The sequence below is a fragment of the Candidatus Amarolinea dominans genome, assembly GCA_016719785.1.
In the GTDB taxonomy this organism is placed as follows: Bacteria; Chloroflexota; Anaerolineae; order SSC4; family Amarolineaceae; genus Amarolinea; species Amarolinea dominans.
On sequence record JADJYJ010000001.1, the window covers coordinates 222533 to 239311 of the forward strand.

Sequence of the window (16779 nt, forward strand, 5' to 3'; positions counted from 1 at the left end):
TCAGGAGGCCGGCCAGCAGAGCCAGCGCGGGCGTTGATCGCGCTGCCAGGCCAGCATGGCGGCCAGGCTCGCCAGACCCAGCACCGATCCCCAGGCGATGGCCGGCGTGTAGATGTAAAGGTGCAGGCGGGCCAGGTCGCCGCCCACGTAAACGCCGACCACGGCCATATACCCGGTCAGCAGCAGGGCCGTGGCCGGGGTCAGCAGGGCGCGGGCCAGGAGGTAGCTGAGCCAGACGCCGGCCAGCAGCAGCAGGCCGTTGAGCAGCGAGGCCAGGGCCGCATCCGGGCCGAAGCGGCGCCAGAGCGCGGCCAGCAGTTGCACCGGCAGCGGCCCGTACTCCCAGGCCACGTCGCGGTAGAGGATGTCGCCCTGGCTCACACGCAGGCTGACCAACAGGTACCAGCCCTGGTCCTGCAGCAGCGAAGGAAAATGGCGCCAGGCCTGCGCCGTTTGCCACACGGCCCAGGCGATCAGACCGGCCCAGCCGGCGGCCAGGCCCCAGGCGGCGCGCCGCGCCGGCGCCGCCGCTCGGTCTACTGCCATGCCGCCGCCACACGCACGACATCGAGCGTGTCAATGACACCGTTCGCGTCCAGGTCAACCTGCGGCGCGTAGAGCGGATCGCCCACCACGGCGCCCCAGCGCACCGCCACCGACTGCACATCCACCACGTTGACGAGGCCGTTGCAGTTGACATCGGGCACGGCCAGGTTGACCGCGACGGTGCGCGTCAGGGTGCTGCCCCAGGCATCGGTCAGGTCCGCGGGCAGGCTGACGCTTCCGCAGGCGGTGAGGGTGGGGGAAATGGTGCTGCTGAACGAAACGGTGACCGGGCTGGCGGGCGCGGCCGGCCCCTGCCAGCGCACCTGGCGGCTGGCGCCATCGTAGAGCACGGCGGGCGCGGTGGCGGTCAGCCAGAGCGGCGCGGTCAGGCTGGCGGGCAGCGTGGCGGTGAGCCAGGTCTGCGGGGAGGCCATGTTGCCGGCGTTGCTGATGACCAGGGTGTAGGTGACCGCCTGGCCGGGCGCGGCCCAGGCGCGGTCGGCCGCGAGGACCGAGGGCGTGAGATCGGCCGTGGCCAGCAGCGAACTGGCGGCCGCCAGCGTGACCGTAGGCGCCATGCTGCTGCCGACGGCTACCGGGAAATTCAACAGATAGAGACCGGGGGTGATGACCGCGGCGGCCGCCAACCCGGCGCTGATGCTGCGGCTGGCCCCGGGCGCCAGGTTCGATAGCGTCCAGGCGATCAACCCGCTGCCCACCGCGCCGCCGTTGGCATCCAGAACCGTCATCAGGTCTTGCGGGTAGGCGGCGGCCACGCGGGGGTTGGTCAGGGTGAACATGCTGCTGTTGGTCAGCGTGACTGTCAGCGTCAGGCCCTGGCCCGGCGTGATCTGCGGCGCGCTGACCTGTGCGCTGGAGGTGGAGAGATCGCCCTGCGGCAGGCGCAGCAGCATGGCCGGATCGCCAAAGAGGACCGTGGTGTCAAGCACGTCGAGGGCGTAACCGGCGTTGGCGAAGAAGAAGAGCTTCATGGCGGTGTACGCGACGCCGACGCGGGTCAGGCGCTGGGTGAAGAGGGCCTGGTGCATGCCGTGCGCCATGATTTGCAGGGGCGGCGCGGTGTGCGCGCCGGTGGCCGACACATCGGCGATGCCGCCCTTGCCGGGGGTTCGCATCAGCATCTCGCCAAAGGAGTAGTTGGGCCAGGCGCTGGTGGGCGGCTCGATCAGGATGAAGTAGCCGGTCCAGCAGCCCCATTCCAGGAAGAGCGGCAGGTCGGCGCGCACGGGCAAGGCGCTTTGATCGAGAACGCCCAGGGGTCGCGGGGTGCCGCTGTAGCCCCAGCGGAACTTCGAGCCGTGACCGAACCAGTGCATCACCATTTGACCGTCGCCCAGCGCAGCCAGGTTGGCGGCGCGCACGGCCGTGTAGTTGGGATAGCCCGGCGCGAGGGTGTAGATGGGCTGCGCGGTCATGTCGGCGGTCAGCCAGTTGAAGCGAATTTCGTTGGAAATGTTATGGAAGTTGCCGCCGCCGCCCGGATCGGGCTGGTTGTCGGCCACGTAGGCGATTTCACGCTGCCAGTTGCCGGCCGGCGCGGCCTGGTAGGCCAGGATTTTCGCCACCATGTCCTGCACTTCCTGCACGGAGTTGGCAGGCAGGCGGCCAATCGCCATGTCGGGCAGGATGTCACCCGGGCCGCTGACGCTCACCAGCGCGTTGTCGGTGACCGTTTCGATGATGTAGGGATCAATCGGCTCCAGGTAGGGCGGGACCGGGTTGGGAAGATTGCGGCCGGTGTCGTTGCGGAAGTCGTATTGACCGTCGCCCAGCAGGGCGACATAGGTGGGCGCGGGGCGCTGCCAGAAGAAGTAGGCGTAGGTCAGAAAATCGCGGATGGCCTGCGGTTCACGGTGCCCGCCGGCAAACTGATCGAAGATGTCCTGAATGTCCACCGTCAGCACGCGCAGCCCTTCGGCGCTGTGGACATTGAGCAGCGGTTGGGCCGCGGCCAGGAAATCGGCCGGGCCGATCATCAGATAGTCGGCGCCGAGGCTGGCGCTGCGCAGGTCAGGGGTCGTCACCAGGGCCAGGGACTGCGGGGCCAGGAGCGCGGCGCTCTCGCTGAGCAGGAAATGCACGCCCTCGGCCTCGAAGCGCTGCGTGAACTCAGTGTCCTGCTGGCTGCTGACCAGGCCGTCCAGGCGCACGGGGTGCCAGGGGTCGCTGACATCGTAGGCCAGCACCGCGGGGCTGCTGAAGCCGCCGGCCACGAAGGTCTGCAGCCCTGGCAGGGCCTGCTGAATGTCGAGGCGATCGGCCGTGGCGCGCAGCAGCGCGCGGTAAGTCACGTCGAACCAGTCCGGGTTGATCCAGTAGGCGCTCAGGCCCGAAACCTGCGCCAGCGACGCTTCGAGCGTGATGGTGTTGGTGGTGGAGACAACCGCGGCCGGGAAGGTGACGCTGGCGGTGTAGATTGTAGCCGGGCCGTAGCCGTTCCAGGCGTAACCGCTGCTGTCGAAGGGCTGGCCGTTCAGCCACAGGCGCATCCACCAGTGATCGGGCAGACCCTCGGTCTGGCCGCCCCACACCCGGCCGGTGACCGTCACCCCCGGCACGTTGGCGGACCCAGGCGCGCTGAAGGGATACGAGCCGATATCGGTGGTGTGGCCGGGATAGACAAAGACATCGTCGTAGAACCAGTGATCCTCGTCCTTGTCCACGAAGGCCGTGCCCAGGTAGACGGTCTGCTGTTCCAGGCGCAGGGTGCGCGTGAAGGTGGTGGTTTCAGGCGTGCTGCCCGACGGCGCGGCGTTGCGCAGGCCCATGCGCAGGCCAGAAGCGCCGCCCCAGTAGAGCCAGTAGATGGAGACAAGGCCGTAGCGGCTGCGCTGCGGCGGGGCGTAGAAGCGAACCTCGTCACCGGGGTCGAACCCGCCGTCATCCCCGCCGGCGACCTGGATGGCAATCTCCTGGTCCCGGTAGAAGATGCGCAGCGTGGCGGGGTCGAGCGCGCCTACAGGCACACTGAGGCCGGCCAGGTCGGCGTAGGTGAGGCGCTGCAGCCCGGCCGCGGCCACGGTGATGCGCACGCCGGTCTGCCAGGGCAGGTCGGGCGCGGGCGCGAGCGAGTCGGGCGGCGGGGCCGGGGGCCAGGCGGACGCAACCGGCCAGTTGAGGACATGCTCCGCCAGCAGCGCGTCGAAGGGGGAAGCGTCCAGCGCGGGGCCGGGCGCGGCCGCAGGCGGCTGCGAGAAGGAGACGTGAATTTCGATGGTGCGGCAGAAGCGCAGGGCGCCGCTGAGGGGCGTGGTCTGCCAGGGGTAAACGCGCACCTGCACCAGGCGCACGCCCCGCATGGTCTGCGGATCGCCTAGTTCCACCAGGTTGGGCGGGAAGGGGCTTGGCGAGTCGTAGATGGCGGGGTCTTCGCGGAGGGACTGCTGCCACTGCCAGCCCTGCTCGGCCACCTGCTGCATGAAGTCAGGGCCGCCGGCTGCCAGCGACCAGGCCGGCGCAGGCTCCAGGCGCCAGCGGCCGGGGACCGGTGCGCATGTGGCCGAGGTGACCTGGGCCGCGGCCGCGCCCTGGCCGGGGATGGCGAGCGTGGCGATGACGAAGGGCAGCGCCGGCGCGCCCGGCTGCGCCATCTGCGCGGTCTGCGGCGCGCTGAGGCGGACGTAGGTCGCCGCGCCGGGAACCAGTGCGGGCATGGCGGCCGGCGCTTGCACGCGCAGAGAGACCCCGTCCGCATCGGCCTGCAGCACGCTCACCACCGGCGCTTCACCCTCCGCGTGGGCGGTGCTGAACGCGAGACAGGCGGCCAGGGTAATCAAACCTGTGATCCCAAGTCGCCAACGCTGGTTCATCGTGTGATTGGAAAAACGAAAATCAGGGCGAGCCGCTGAACGGTCCCAGCCCCTGCGCCAGGGCCTTCAGCTCGCGTTCGAGGATGATTTGCGGAGCCTGGAAGGGACGCCGGCGGGTGATGGCCGGCGCGGGTAGAACGGATGCGGGCGACGATGGTGATGATGTTGTTGTGTGAGTCATTTTACTCCTCCAAAGATGAGATTAGCCGATGAATATGACAATCCTAATAACGCCCGTTCAGTTCGTGCAGGGTTTGCCACACGCCCTGGTCGGGCCGAAACCACAAGTCGTATCCTGGCACAGCCTGGGCCAGGGCTGTGCTCACATCCAACCAGCGTTGACTGTCCGCGGCGGTGGTCAGCGGGACATTTTCGGTGTCCAGCAGCCGCAGGAGCAGCGACCCGGGCGACAGGGGATGCAAGGCGTGGGCGGACGCCTGTACCAGGCGTAAAAGACCCGCCAGCGGAGCGGCCAGGGGCTTTGCCTGGGTACGGCGTTGACACACGCCCGGTTCCCAATATGGAAATGAGTGAACGAACCAGTCACCTCCCTGTGGTATGAGCAGGACGGCTTCGTCGCCCAGCACGGGTAAATGGGCAGCGAGCGCCAGGTGCATCAGCGTGGTCTTGCCGGCGCCAGAAGGGCCGAAGCAGGCCAGGCCACGTCCATCCAGGACGATGCCGGCGGACCGGAGCAGGATGCCGCCCGCATCCAACGCGATCAGTTGCCCCAGGTACATCAGCACACGGCGCAAACCCAACGCCGCCTGCTCCACCTGGCGAATTTCGGCTACGAGCAGGCAGCGACGGCGGTCGAGCCGGCCGGTCACCTGTGCCAGCTCGAAATCCACCCCATCTGCGCCGTAGACAACCTGTTCGGCGCCAGGTGCAAGGGCCGGATGGGCGCCGCCGGCCAGGCTGAGGCGCACGGTGTAGGCGAGCGGCGCGTCCAGCGCAAAATTCGCCAGCGGGTCCTGCTGCAAGAGCACGGGCGCCAGCGTTGGGGCCAGCTCCAGGCGAACGCCTTGCCCCGCCAGGCCCAGCGTCAGGCTAACCACGCGTCACACCCAGGTCAGGAGGCCGCGGGCGTGCAGTTCGCCCAGGAAGCGCGCCGTGTGGGTCTGGGCGTCGGGCAGTTCGACCTCATACTCCTCGGTCAACAGCGCGGCAATGTCGGCCGGGGTGCGGGTGCCATCGGCCAGCTCCCAGATACGGGTGCCGACCTCGTTGAGCATGCGCACCATGTGTTGTTTGGGCGAGAGGACCACCGCTTCGCCCGCCACCGTGCGGGCTGCGACGTCGGGATGCGCCGCCGGCCGCCCAGGGGGTAGGTTTTCCATCATCGTGACACTGTCCCCTTTTAGCCGACAAGCGTGGACCTTTTGTTTCGTGAAATTGGTGAAATGGCGAGAATCCGGATCTCTGCCACGAATTGCACGAATGGACACGAATTTTTTGTTTCGTGAAAATTCGTGAAATTCGTGGCGAAAGAATCCTCGCTTCTGTACAAGAAATCAATTGGTAAGATACGGCTGCTGCAAAAATTGTAACACAGGTTTGGCGGCTGTGCAAGCAATTTGCGGCCGGGGGATTGCCGTTAGCGGCGGCGCCAGGCCACGGCCGCGGCGGCCAGCGCGGTGAGGCCGGCGGCGGCCAGCGGCCAGGCGACAGGGAGCGTGGTCACGGGCGCGAAGCCGCTCAGGCTGACCGCGGTGGGTGCGTTGAAGGTCACGCTGACGGGGCCGTGGCGCGTGACGACGCCGGCGATATCCACATCCTCCAGCCAGTAGTAGTAGGTGGTGTTGTTGACCAGGTTGGCGCTGTCGGGCCATGCGTAGCTGAAGCCCTGGCTGCTGCCCGGCCCCTGCGAGGGGATCAGGCTGGCGTTCAACTGCACATCGGGCGCGGTGGGCGAGACGCCGCGCCAGAGGTTGAAGCCCAGGTTGCCGATCTCCGAGACCGTTTCCCAGGTGACCAGGATGTGGTCGCCGAAGGCGGCGGCGTTGAAGTCGGCCAAGGGGGCAGCCAGGGGGGCTTGCTCGCCTCCCGTGAAATCGGAGAAACCGGTGACGGTTCCCGATAATTTGTTGTTTCCGGCATCCACAGCATTGAGCAGCGTCCAAGTGGAGCCGTTGTACTTACCTGCATAGAGGTTTGTCTCTGTGCCGGCAATATCGGCATCCACGTAGATGAACGAGGCCGCGCACGAGAAACCGCTGATGCCCGATGAGGTCACAGTCCAATAGCGCGTCACGTAATCGGTCGTACTGGTGTTGCTGGCATGTTTAGCATCCGTCAAACGGACGGCCGCATAGGCGCTGCTGAAGCTGCCGCTGGTGAAGTCCAGTGTCACCGGCGAGTATTCGGCCGTGCTGGTGTTGTCGCCCACCGGGAAGGTGAACGAACCGGTGGCCGAGAACTGCTTACGCATCTCACCGGCGCCTTCGGCCACCACCATGTTGCTGGCGCTGGGGGTGCCGGATACGCTGGCGGCCGTGCCCAGGGTCAGGTTGTTGGCGCCGAGGGTGAGCCGGCCGCTGGTAAGGGTGAGCAGTTCATTCACTGTTACGTTACCAGCCAATACAGCATTTCCGCTATTCATGTTCAAGACCGAGTAAGTTCCTGCAGGGAACGAGGCAACCGTCGAGTAACTACTAATCGAAGGAGGTACGGCTTGATTCCACCAACGGATGTTATCAAGATTAATCGTGGCAACATTGCCAGTGGAACTCTCGCCGTAGAAGCGGAAAGCATTGATGGTTGTTCCGTTTGCCAGTTCGGCCTTTGCCAAATCGTCTCCAATCAATACGCCGTTAACCCACAAATCATGCTTATATGCCGCCACTGTTCCGGCCCCATAGTCCACCGAAGGCTGAGTTATTGCCATGATGGACCGTATAGCGACATCCTGAGCAAACGGCGTGCCTGATATACCTGTGTGTTCCAAATCCGTTATCGTTGGTGGTAATTGAACTGGACGCACCGTAAACAAACCGCAAACCAGTGAATACGTGGCTGCCGGTAAACCCAGTAGATTGTGCTGATGCAAAACTAGTACCGTTGCCGGCAAAGAAATACCATGTGCCACTGCTGCCACCCGAAAAGTAAACTTCAAATGCAACCGTAAACACAGTGGCTGCCGTTCCATATTCGGCTGATGTTACTCCGACGCTGTTGATGCTTCCGCCGGTTGGTGCCATGCCAAGCTCGCGTCTGTTCCAATTTCCTGCCGGGATCTTGATCGTGAACACCGCCGACCAATGACACCAAACCAGTGTTACCTGTTGTGGCTGTTGTGCCATCAGCCGTTGTACCGAAATCGAGACTGCCGCTGGCAGCGCTCGCCCGCGGTGCGGGCATGACAATCAGCGCCGCCAGGGTGAGTGCGAGGGCCAGGAGGCCGGAAATCCATTTACGTTGCATGTTGCTTTCTCCTTCCAATTCACGTTTTGTCCGAGCGGCAGGCCGGGGTGCGCCGGGGGCGAGCGAAGGGGGGTGCGGGGGCGAGATGGCTGTATTCGAGAACAAGGTAGATCACACAGAAGCTATCGGGTTGCACTCCGCACTGGCCGCGGCGCCGCGTGCAAAATCACAGCACGCATGTTGGTTCAACTGGATTATAGCAGACCGACTAGGGGGCGTCAAAAGCAGTGTTCTTTGCCACGAATTTCACGAACTGACACGAATTTTTGTTTCGTGAAAATTCGTGAAATTCGTGGCGAAAGAATCCCTGGGATCTCTGCCACGAATGACACGAATTTTCACGAATTGGTTTTTGTTTTTGTGTCATTCGTGGTGAGAGAATCCGTGTGGATCCGTGTGGATCCGTGACCTACGCTCGATGGCGGGGGGCGGCAGCGCTTGCTCGACCCGGAAGCGGTCGTCGTGCTGCCACGATGTCCAGATGACGGCTTTGACGATGCGGCCCAGGTAGTAGAGGGGGAGCAGGCCGCGCCAGGGGATGTGGTAGCGGGGGAGCATGTACGCGGCCGGCGGGAAGAGCATGGCGCGCCAGTAGGCCAGACGCGCCGGCCGGCTGCTCAGGGCTTGCGCACGGCCCCGCGCCAGCCCCAGGCTGTTGTGGCGCTGACGGTCGAGGTCGCGAAACGCGGCCGCTTCTTCAGGCGCGGGAGACAGGGCCGCCAACGCGGCCAGCGCGCCGTCTGGCAGCGGGGTGTCGAACCAGGTGTGCGCCAGGCGCAGGCTCGCCTGCAGCGGCAAGAGGGTGCGCAGGGCCTGGGCGCGGGCAGCCAGGGCGGTCCAATCCCAGGCCGCGCCGTGGTTGCGCAGCAGCAGGTCCACATCGCTCAGCCAGCCCAGGTGCCAGGTGCCCAGGTGGTGCCAGAAGAGATGAATGGCGGCATGGAGCAGGGCATCTGCAGGACAGAGCACGCGCACCGGCACGCCGGCAATGCGCGCGGGCACGCTGCGCGGCAGCCAATCTTCGGCCGCCAGGTGGAACATGACGGCCGGATGCTGCGCCAGCCGCCAATGCACATCCACGCCAAAACGCAGCTCGCCGGCCAGCAGGGACGCATGCAACGCCACTTCACCGCGCAGGTGCGGCTGCTCCTCCGCGGCCAGCCCCTGGTCTTCGAAGCCCAGGGCCAGCAGAGCCGCCTTCACCTTGCTCACGTCCGCGTGCGGCACCAGCAGATCAAGATCGGTGGTGGGCCGCAGCGCCAGGTTGTGATAGTGTACCTCGCCCATGGCCATGCCCTTGAGCACCGCCGGCTCGATGCCGGCCGCGGTTAGCGTGCTCAACACCTGCCCGGCCGCGGTGGCCAGGGCGACACCCCACAACGCGTGCTGGCGGTACTCTGCCTGCAGCGCATCGGTCAGCGTCGCGGGCAGCGCCGCCGCCACTGGCGCCAGGCGCACGTGCAGCAGCGGCCCCACGCGGTGCCAGCGCGCGGCCGCGATGAACGCCGCCCACGCGGCCGGGCTGATGCCCGCCGGCGGCGGCGCCGGGCGCTGCGCCAGGGCCTGGCGCAAGAAATCGAGCAGTTCGTCAGGAAAATTCATACTCTCCTCCGAATGAATTCGGGGCGAAGGGGCGTTCCGCCGCGAGGTCGGCCTGCGCCGACCCGGATTGCGTCCACGCAGGTGGACGCCCGGCGGTACGCCCGTCAGGCGCGATTTCAATCGCTCTCCTCTCTCCGCCGGAATTCGGGGCGAAGGGGCTGCGCCTGACCGACCCGGATTGCGTCCACGCAGGTGGACGCCCGGCGGTACGCCCTTTAGGCGCGATTTCAATCGCTCTCTCTCGGTCGTCGCAGGCTGATTCGATTATGGTATCCCGATGCGCCGCACCCATTGATAGCCGCCGGCGTACAGGAAATCTACCCATTGGACTTCGGGCGGCGGCGCGGTGAAAAAGAGCGCGCCGCTGACGCTGCTGCCTGGCGCCACCGGGTGTTCGCCGCCAAAGGTGATGGTCAGATCACGGCGCAGGGGATAGGCGCGGCCGTTTTCATCCAGCAGCATGGGGTCGGCGGCAAAGGAGACGCCCTCCCGGGCGGTGTTGTTGTGGATGCTGATATTCAGGCGCAGCAGGCCGTCTGCGGTGATCTCGATGCTGTTGACCCAGGCGGCCCAGGAGGCGCAGCAGTAGGGCGCCTGCTGGTTGACCGGCCGCCGGCGGCCAGCAGCGCCGATCATGGCGGTGGGGCCAGGGGTAGGGGTCAGGGGGGCTGAGGGGAGCGGTGTTGCCAGCAGCAGCGGCGCGGCGATGGTGGGCGTGGGGCTGGCCGTGACCGGAGGCGTGACCGATCCGCGTTCATAGACCGGCGGCGCGGGCATGGGCAAGAGGAGAAAAATCAGCGCGCCGAGGGCTGTGCCCACCAGCAGCAGCCAGACGATGCGGCGCAGCATGTCGGCGAGGTCAGGTCTCATGATGAATCAATCCCTCAGACGACCGGCTTGATGCGCCACCACAGGCGGCGGCGCGCAGGCGAGGTCAGCGCAGGCGCAGCCGCCTCCGCGTAGACTGGCGAGTCATAGCCGCGCTGCGACGTGTCACGGTTCAGCACCGCGCCCAGCAGGCGTGCCCGCACCGCAACCAGGCGCGCGAGCGCCTGCTGCGCGAGCACCCGCCGCGTGCGTCCCTGATCGGTGACCAAAATCGTGCCGTCCATCTGCGCGGCCAGGATCAGGGCATCGGCCGCGACCAGGGTCGGCGGCGTGTCGAAGATCACCACGTCGGCCGCGGCGGCCAGGTCGGCGACGATCTGCTGCATGCGCCGGGAAGCGAGCAGTTCGGCCGGGTTGGGCGGCAGCGGCCCGGCGAGCAGCAGACCCAGGCCGCTGACCCCGCTTTCGCACACGAAGTCCGGCAGCGGCCGCGTGGGATGCAGCAGGGCCGCGCTCAAGCCCAGGTTGTTCGGCTTGCCGAACAGGCGATGCTGGCTGGGCCGGCGCAGGTCCGCGTCCACCAGGATGACGCGGCGCCCGGCCTGCGCCAGCGCCAGCGCCAGGTTGGCCGCGGTCGTGCTCTTGCCTTCGGCCGGCCCCGCGCTGGTGATCAGCAGGGTGTGCAGCGGCCGCACGACCGTCGCGAACTGCAGATTGGTGCGCAGCACTCGGTAACCCTCGGCGGCCGGCGACAACGGCGCGTGAAGCATCACCACTCGCTGCGCGGGCGACTCCCCATCCAGCGCGGCCAGCGCGGCCAGCGCCGGGACATCCAACGCGGCCTGCAGGTCATCGAGCCGGCGAATGGTGTCATCCAGTTGGTGCAGCAGGAGAACCACGGCCAGCGCCAGGAGCAGGCCGGCGGTCATGCCGATCAGGCCGGCGAGCGCCGGGCTGAGCGTGGGCAGCGGCGCGTGCGGCCGCCGCGGCGGGGAGATCACCATCAGGCCGGCGGGCGTCAGCAGGGCGACCCGCGCCTGCTCCCGGCTGCGCAGCAGGAGATCGAAGGTCAGCCGGTCGCGCTGCAATGCCTGCTGCAGACGCCGCGCCTCGGCGCTGTCCGCGGCGCTTGGGGCGACCTGCGCCAGGCTGCGCTGAGTCGCGGCCACATCGTCGGCCGCGGCCTGCATCTGCGCGTCGAAGCTGCGCTGCAGGGCCGCACTGCGCTGCGCCTGCGCCTGCGCCTGCAATCGGGCAAACGCCTCCGGCAGGGTGCGGGCAATGTCCCAGGCCAGGTTGGGATCGTAGCTGTCCACGCTCAGGCGCAGCAGGGAGGTGTCGCGTACCGGCTCCACACGGATGCGCACGCCGAAATCGGCCCAGGCGTCGCGGCCGGCCAGCCCCAGGCTGTGCGCGGCGTCCTCGGCGGTCGGCCAGTCGCTGAGCAGTTGCGCGTAGGTGGCCGCCAGGTGCTGGCGCTGTAACAGCATGGCGTAATCCTCACTCAGCGCCGCGCCCGCGCCGGACTGCAGCAGCAGCGTCGCCTCAGCCCGGTAGCGCGGCCATTGCCGCTGCTGCCAGGCCAGTCCAAGCAACGCGCCGGCCAGCAGGGCCGCGACCAACAACCAACGCTGTGCGGCCAGGGTGCGGAGGTAATCACGTAGATGGGGCAAGGGAGAGTCTCCTGATTAGTGCAAAGGGCAAAGTGCAAAGTGCAGAACGACCGTGAATGAGAATGCCAGTGGACCGGGAGTCCCGAACTTGTTCGGGGCGTTGGCAAAAATCCTGTACATCCTGTTCATCCTGAACAAATCGGCCTGCCTGGCTGAGCAGTTACAGTTAATCACAAGTTGCCAGCGGCGACGGTAACAACAGCCCCCATTGCGCGGCGCGGGGTGGGGGGGGCGTTTCTGGCGGCACGGTCAACGGCTGCAGGCGGCGCTGATAGCGATACTCGCCGATCCCCAACGCCACCTGTGCGGCTTGCAGCTCATAGTCCTGTCCGAAGGCCAGCGGCAGCAGCGCGACCAGGTTGCGGTAACGGCTCTGCGCGCTGATGATCCAGAGCGCGGCGCCCGGCGCGGGCTGCATGGACGGCAGCGCGGGCAGGTCGCGTCCCCGCAGGGGGGTCCAGGCCGGCACGTCCGCGGCGGCTCGGCGGGTGTAATAGGCCCACGCGGGCGCGGCCAGTTCGTCCACCCACACCACCGGCGGGCCGGCTGCGGCCACCTGCGCGGCGGTTTCCCGCCAGGGTTCGCCGTGCGGATGCTGGCCGGCCGCCCAGAGGGTGACGATCAGGCCGAGCAGCGCCCATGCCGCGGGCCAGGCGCGGCGGGGCGCGGCGACCGGCTGCCAGGCGGCCGCCATCCCCAGGGCGATCAGCGGCAGGAGCACCACCAACTGGCGCTTGACGGTGAGCAGGCCGGGGGTCAGGCAGAGCGCCAGCAGGGCCAGCCAGGTCAGGCGACAGGTCCGGCGACTGAAGTCGCTGCAACGGCTGCGAAGCCCACCTTCGTGGGCTATGCTCCGGGATCGAGATGCACTCCGGCGCAGTCCGAAGGCTGCGGCCAGGCTGAGGAGCAGGGCCGCGAGCAGGGCCGCGGTGAGCAGGCGGCCGGCCAGGGTTGGGGTCAGCGCCAGGCCGAGGCGCTGCGCCTGCACGGCGATGAACACGCTGTGGTAGCTGGTCGCCAGCGCCGCGGCCTGCGGTGTGGCGATCCACCAGGCCAGCCAGGGCAGACCGACCCCGGCCTGGGCGGCCCACCAGCGTCGCGGCTGTGGGCTGCCGGCGTGCAGCCAGGCCAGTTGCAGCAGCCACCAGACCGGCAGGGCCGCGTAGTCGGTGAAGAGCGCGGCCAGGGCGCTCAGCAGCCAGGGCAGCCAGACCCGCCAGCCGGGCGGTTGGCCGTCGCCGCGGCGCAGGCGCTGCAAGAGACGCCAGCCGGCCGCGGCCATGAGCAGGCTCAGGAGCTGCACCAGGCTGTACATGCGCACCTCGCCCGCGTACCAGGTCTGCAAGGGGAAGGTCGCCAGGAGCAGGCCGGTCCAGCCCGCGGCGCGGGCGCCGGCCGCGGCCCGCGTCAGGCGGATGAGCAGGGCCACGCTGAGTACGCTGGCGAGCAGGCTGGGGAAACGCAGCCAGAACTCGGCGTCGCCGCCGACCTGCCAGGCGCTCAGCAGGAGGTAATAGGCGGGCGGATGCGGGTCGCACAGGCGCAGCAGCACAGTCATCGGCGGCAGGCGGCTGAACCAGACGCTGCTGGCCTCGTCGCTGCCCAGGGAGCGCGTCAGGGTGAGCAGGGGGAGGGCGAAGGCGGCGAGGAACGCGAGCAGGGGCAGGGCAGAGCGTGGTGCGCGGAGGGTCATGGAGTCCTCACCTCATCCCCCGGCCCCTTCTCCTCTCCGCGGTGCGGAGAGGAGAAGGGGGGGAGAGGAGGGGGAGGAGAAGGGGGGGAGAGGAGAAGGGGGGGAGAGCGGGGTGGCGGCGGCGACGATGAGGCCGAAGAAGGCCCAGACGACGATGGCGGCGCGGGTGGCGTAGGTGATGACTTCGAAACAGCCATGCAGCAGGAAGATGAGCAGGGCGCCGAGCAGGCCGAGCAGGAGGGCCTGGCGCTGGGGGTCGTCTGCGGTGCGGCGAATGGCGGCCAGGAGCAGCGCCAGGAGGGTGAGGTAAAGGGCCAGGTGGGCGATCAGGCCGGGGAAGCCCATCTCCGCGCCGGTTTGCAGGTAGATGTTGTGGGCATGCAGGAATTGGGCGTCCGGCCCGATGGTGAAGAGCGGATAGAGCAGGTTGACGACCGGCTGCACCATGCCCAGGCCGACGCCGGTGAAGGCGAAGTCCTGCAGGATGTAGAGGGCGCGGCTCCAGAGTTCGATGCGGCCCTGCAGGCTGGACGCGCCGAGCACGGCGCTCTGGCCGAGCAGCGTGTCCGGTGAAAGGCTGATGCCGGCGCGCCAGGCCCAGGTCAGGCCGACGGCCAGCAGCAGCAGCCAGACCCACAGCCAGCGCCGCCGGTAGAGCACGGTCATCACCGGCAGGGCGATGGCCGCGCCCAGCAGCGCGCCGCGCGATTGCGCCAGCAGCAGCAGCGCGGTCAAGAGCAGGGTGGTGAACGCGGCCAGCAGGCGCAGGGGCCAGCGCGTGGGCGCCAGGGTCAGCATGACCGCGGGCGCCCAGAAGAGCGCCAGCAGCCCGCCGCTCAGGTTAGGATTGAAGCCGGCCGGGTTCCAGAAGGGCCGCCAGCCGCCGGGCAGCAGGCTGTAGAAGTCGGCCTGGATGAAGGGGAGCTTGTTGCCGCCGAAGTTGGTGCCGAGCAACAAGGCGGCCGCCAATCCCAGGCCGGCCAGCAGCAGCCCCCAGGGCGCGTGACGCAGCCAGCGGCTGTGGGCCTGGGCGGCCAGCGCCCAGAAGAGGGCCAGATTCGCCACGAAGGCCCAGACGCGGGGCAGGCTGACCCCGCGGTCCGCGCTGGCCCACAGGCCCACCGGCAGGGTCAGCGCCAGGAGGAGCAGCGCGGCGTCGGCCGGCGTGTGGCCGTGCCAGCGGCGCAGCGCCAGCGAGCGGCCCAAAAAGAGCAAAAAAAGCCCGCCCAGCGCGATCCAGGGCGCTGGGCGGGGCAGGTAAGTCGAAAAGAGCCAGAGGGGGGTCAGCAGGCCGACCAGGGCCAGCAGCAGTTCCGCATGGCGCAGGGGGTTGCCGCGCCAGAAAGGCGCGGGCGAGAGGCGCGTGGGCAGTTCAACGGCAGGCATGGGGCGTGCGCCGGCTCAACTCTTTGGCTCGGCCGCGGGTCGTGGGCGTTCGAGCCAGGCGGAAACCCGGCGCACCAGCCGCCGCGGCAGCCAGCGCGGGTAGGCGCTCCGTGAGCGGCGCTCGCTCTTGCCATCACGGCTGTAATAATAGTAGTAGTACGAGTAGTAACCGCTGCTGCGCTCGCCCAGCTTGTTGAGAACCACGCCCAGCAGGCGGCCGCCCACCTTGGCCAACGTCTCCTGCGCGCGCAGCGCCTCCGCGCGCCGCGTGCTATCGGCGTCAATCACCAGCAGGGTGCCGTCCACCAGGGTCGAAAGAATGGCGGCGTCGGCCGCAGCCATCACCGGCGGCGAGTCGAAGATCAGCACATCGCACTGGCTGCGCAGCCGCTCCACCAGGTGACGCATGCGCTCGCTGCCCAACAGCTCCGACGGGTTGGGCGGCAGCGGGCCGGAGGTCAACACACGCAGCCCGCTGACCGCTGTGTCTTGCAGCACCGCGTCCGCCGCCTCGTCCGCGCGCTGCATCAGCGCGCTGGTGATGCCCACATTGTTGCTCAAATTGAACAGCTTGTGCGCGGTGGGCCGACGCAGGTCGGTGTCCACCAGGATGACGCGCTGATCGGCCTGCGCCAGGGTGACGGCCAGGTTAGCGGTCGTGGTGCTCTTGCCCTCCTGCGGGCTGGCCGAGGTGATCAACAGCGCGCGCACCGGCTCATCCACACCGCTGAACTGAATGTTGGTGCGCAGGACGCGGTAGCCCTCCGCGATGGGCGAATGTTTCTTGTCGAGCGTGACCAGCGCGGCCTCGGGGTTGTCCCGCGGCCGCACACGCAGAATGGCGCCCAGGGTGGCCAGGCCCAGCAGATCGCGCACCTGCTCCGAGTCATGGATGGTATCGTCCAGGTACTCGACCAGGAAGGCCAGGCCGAGCGCCAGCATGGCGCCGACGATGGCCGCCAGCAGGGTGTTGGTGAGCGTGCGCGGGCGAATCGGGGCAATGGGCGTCAGCGCCGGCGTGGTGACCGCGATGTTGTCCACGGTCTGCGCTTCGGTCAGGCGCAGCTGCTCCAGGGAGTTGAGCAAGGAGGCGTAGGTCGTCTCGAACTGGCGCAACATCGTCTGCTGGCGCGAGAGATCCAGGCGCTGTTCATCGGTCAGCGTCTGCTGACCCTGCAGGCTGTTGATGCGCTCCTGCGTCTGCTGGATGTCGGTCTCTACTTTGGCGCGCTCCGTCTGCAAATCGGCGCGGGTCTGGGCATAGCGGCCCTTCTGATAGGTCTGCGTTTGTTCGATGAAGATCAACGGCAGGTTGTTGGCAATCTCCCTGGCCAGGACCGGGTCGTAACTCTCGACCTTCAACTGGATGAGCTGCGTATCACGCACCGGCGACGCGCTGATCTTCACGCCCAGGCGTTTGAGTCCATCCAGGTCTTGCAGGCCCAGGCGGCGGGCGGTCTCCTCACGCACCGGATATTCGGTGAGTAACTGCGAATAGGTGCGCGCCACCTGCTGGCTGTAGAGCAGGTCGCTGTAGCTCAAGCCGCTGGTCGGTGAGTTGGCCTGGCTGACCAGCAGGGTGGAACCGGCCTCATAGACCGGCGTGGTGCGCCGACTGACGACAAAGGAGGTCAGGGCAGCCACCAGGGTGCAGAGGGCGACCAACCAAAACCATTTGAGAGCCAGGTTGGCGTACTGACGTAATTCCATGATGAATCAAAATCCTTCTATATCGTTGGCGGTAAAGGCCATGGTCAATCCCTGTTCTGGCTCGCCAGGTGGAGACAGTCTTATTGTA

The 16779-nt window shown here is 67.7% G+C and carries 13 protein-coding genes; all 13 read right to left on the reverse strand.

Annotated features, from left to right (window positions below; translation table 11 throughout):
* Window positions 1-546 carry a hypothetical protein gene (locus IPM84_00970; protein ID MBK9091358.1) on the reverse strand — a complete coding sequence of 182 codons (546 nt, stop codon included), beginning with the start codon at window positions 544-546 and terminating at the stop codon, window positions 1-3.
* Entirely contained in the window at window positions 537-4343 is a 3807-nt protein-coding gene (locus IPM84_00975; protein MBK9091359.1) for a hypothetical protein, read from the reverse strand. Before IPM84_00975 ends, IPM84_00970 begins: the two co-directional genes overlap by 10 nt.
* A 55-nt stretch (window positions 4344-4398) precedes the next feature.
* Entirely contained in the window at window positions 4399-4557 is a 159-nt protein-coding gene (locus IPM84_00980; protein MBK9091360.1) for a hypothetical protein, read from the reverse strand.
* Between the two features lie 43 nt (window positions 4558-4600).
* Window positions 4601-5434 (reverse strand): hypothetical protein, encoded by an 834-nt coding sequence (locus IPM84_00985; GenBank protein ID MBK9091361.1) that lies wholly within the window; start codon window positions 5432-5434, stop codon window positions 4601-4603.
* A 3-nt stretch (window positions 5435-5437) separates the two neighbouring features.
* Window positions 5438-5719 carry a PqqD family protein gene (locus IPM84_00990; GenBank protein ID MBK9091362.1) on the reverse strand — a complete coding sequence of 94 codons (282 nt, stop codon included), beginning with the start codon at window positions 5717-5719 and terminating at the stop codon, window positions 5438-5440.
* A 254-nt stretch (window positions 5720-5973) separates the two neighbouring features.
* Window positions 5974-6939 carry a hypothetical protein gene (locus tag IPM84_00995; protein ID MBK9091363.1) on the reverse strand — a complete coding sequence of 322 codons (966 nt, stop codon included), beginning with the start codon at window positions 6937-6939 and terminating at the stop codon, window positions 5974-5976.
* Window positions 6940-7487: 548 nt separating this feature from the next.
* On the reverse strand, window positions 7488-7799 hold the full coding sequence (locus tag IPM84_01000; GenBank protein MBK9091364.1) for a hypothetical protein: 312 nt from the start codon (window positions 7797-7799) through the stop codon (window positions 7488-7490).
* A gap of 363 nt (window positions 7800-8162) precedes the next feature.
* Window positions 8163-9401, reverse strand: coding sequence for a nucleotidyltransferase family protein (locus IPM84_01005; GenBank protein MBK9091365.1), 1239 nt, complete (start codon window positions 9399-9401; stop codon window positions 8163-8165).
* Between the two features lie 264 nt (window positions 9402-9665).
* Window positions 9666-10271, reverse strand: a complete 606-nt coding sequence (locus IPM84_01010; protein ID MBK9091366.1) for a hypothetical protein — start codon at window positions 10269-10271, stop codon at window positions 9666-9668.
* A 14-nt stretch (window positions 10272-10285) separates the two neighbouring features.
* Window positions 10286-11158: a CpsD/CapB family tyrosine-protein kinase gene (locus IPM84_01015; protein MBK9091367.1), complete on the reverse strand. Its 873-nt coding sequence runs from the start codon at window positions 11156-11158 to the stop codon at window positions 10286-10288.
* Between the two features lie 910 nt (window positions 11159-12068).
* Window positions 12069-13595 (reverse strand): glycosyltransferase family 39 protein, encoded by a 1527-nt coding sequence (locus tag IPM84_01020; GenBank protein ID MBK9091368.1) that lies wholly within the window; start codon window positions 13593-13595, stop codon window positions 12069-12071.
* Window positions 13596-13607: 12 nt separating this feature from the next.
* On the reverse strand, window positions 13608-14981 hold the full coding sequence (locus IPM84_01025; GenBank protein MBK9091369.1) for an O-antigen ligase family protein: 1374 nt from the start codon (window positions 14979-14981) through the stop codon (window positions 13608-13610).
* A 15-nt stretch (window positions 14982-14996) separates the two neighbouring features.
* Window positions 14997-16691, reverse strand: coding sequence for a polysaccharide biosynthesis tyrosine autokinase (locus IPM84_01030; GenBank protein ID MBK9091370.1), 1695 nt, complete (start codon window positions 16689-16691; stop codon window positions 14997-14999).
* Window positions 16692-16779: the final 88 nt, after the last annotated feature.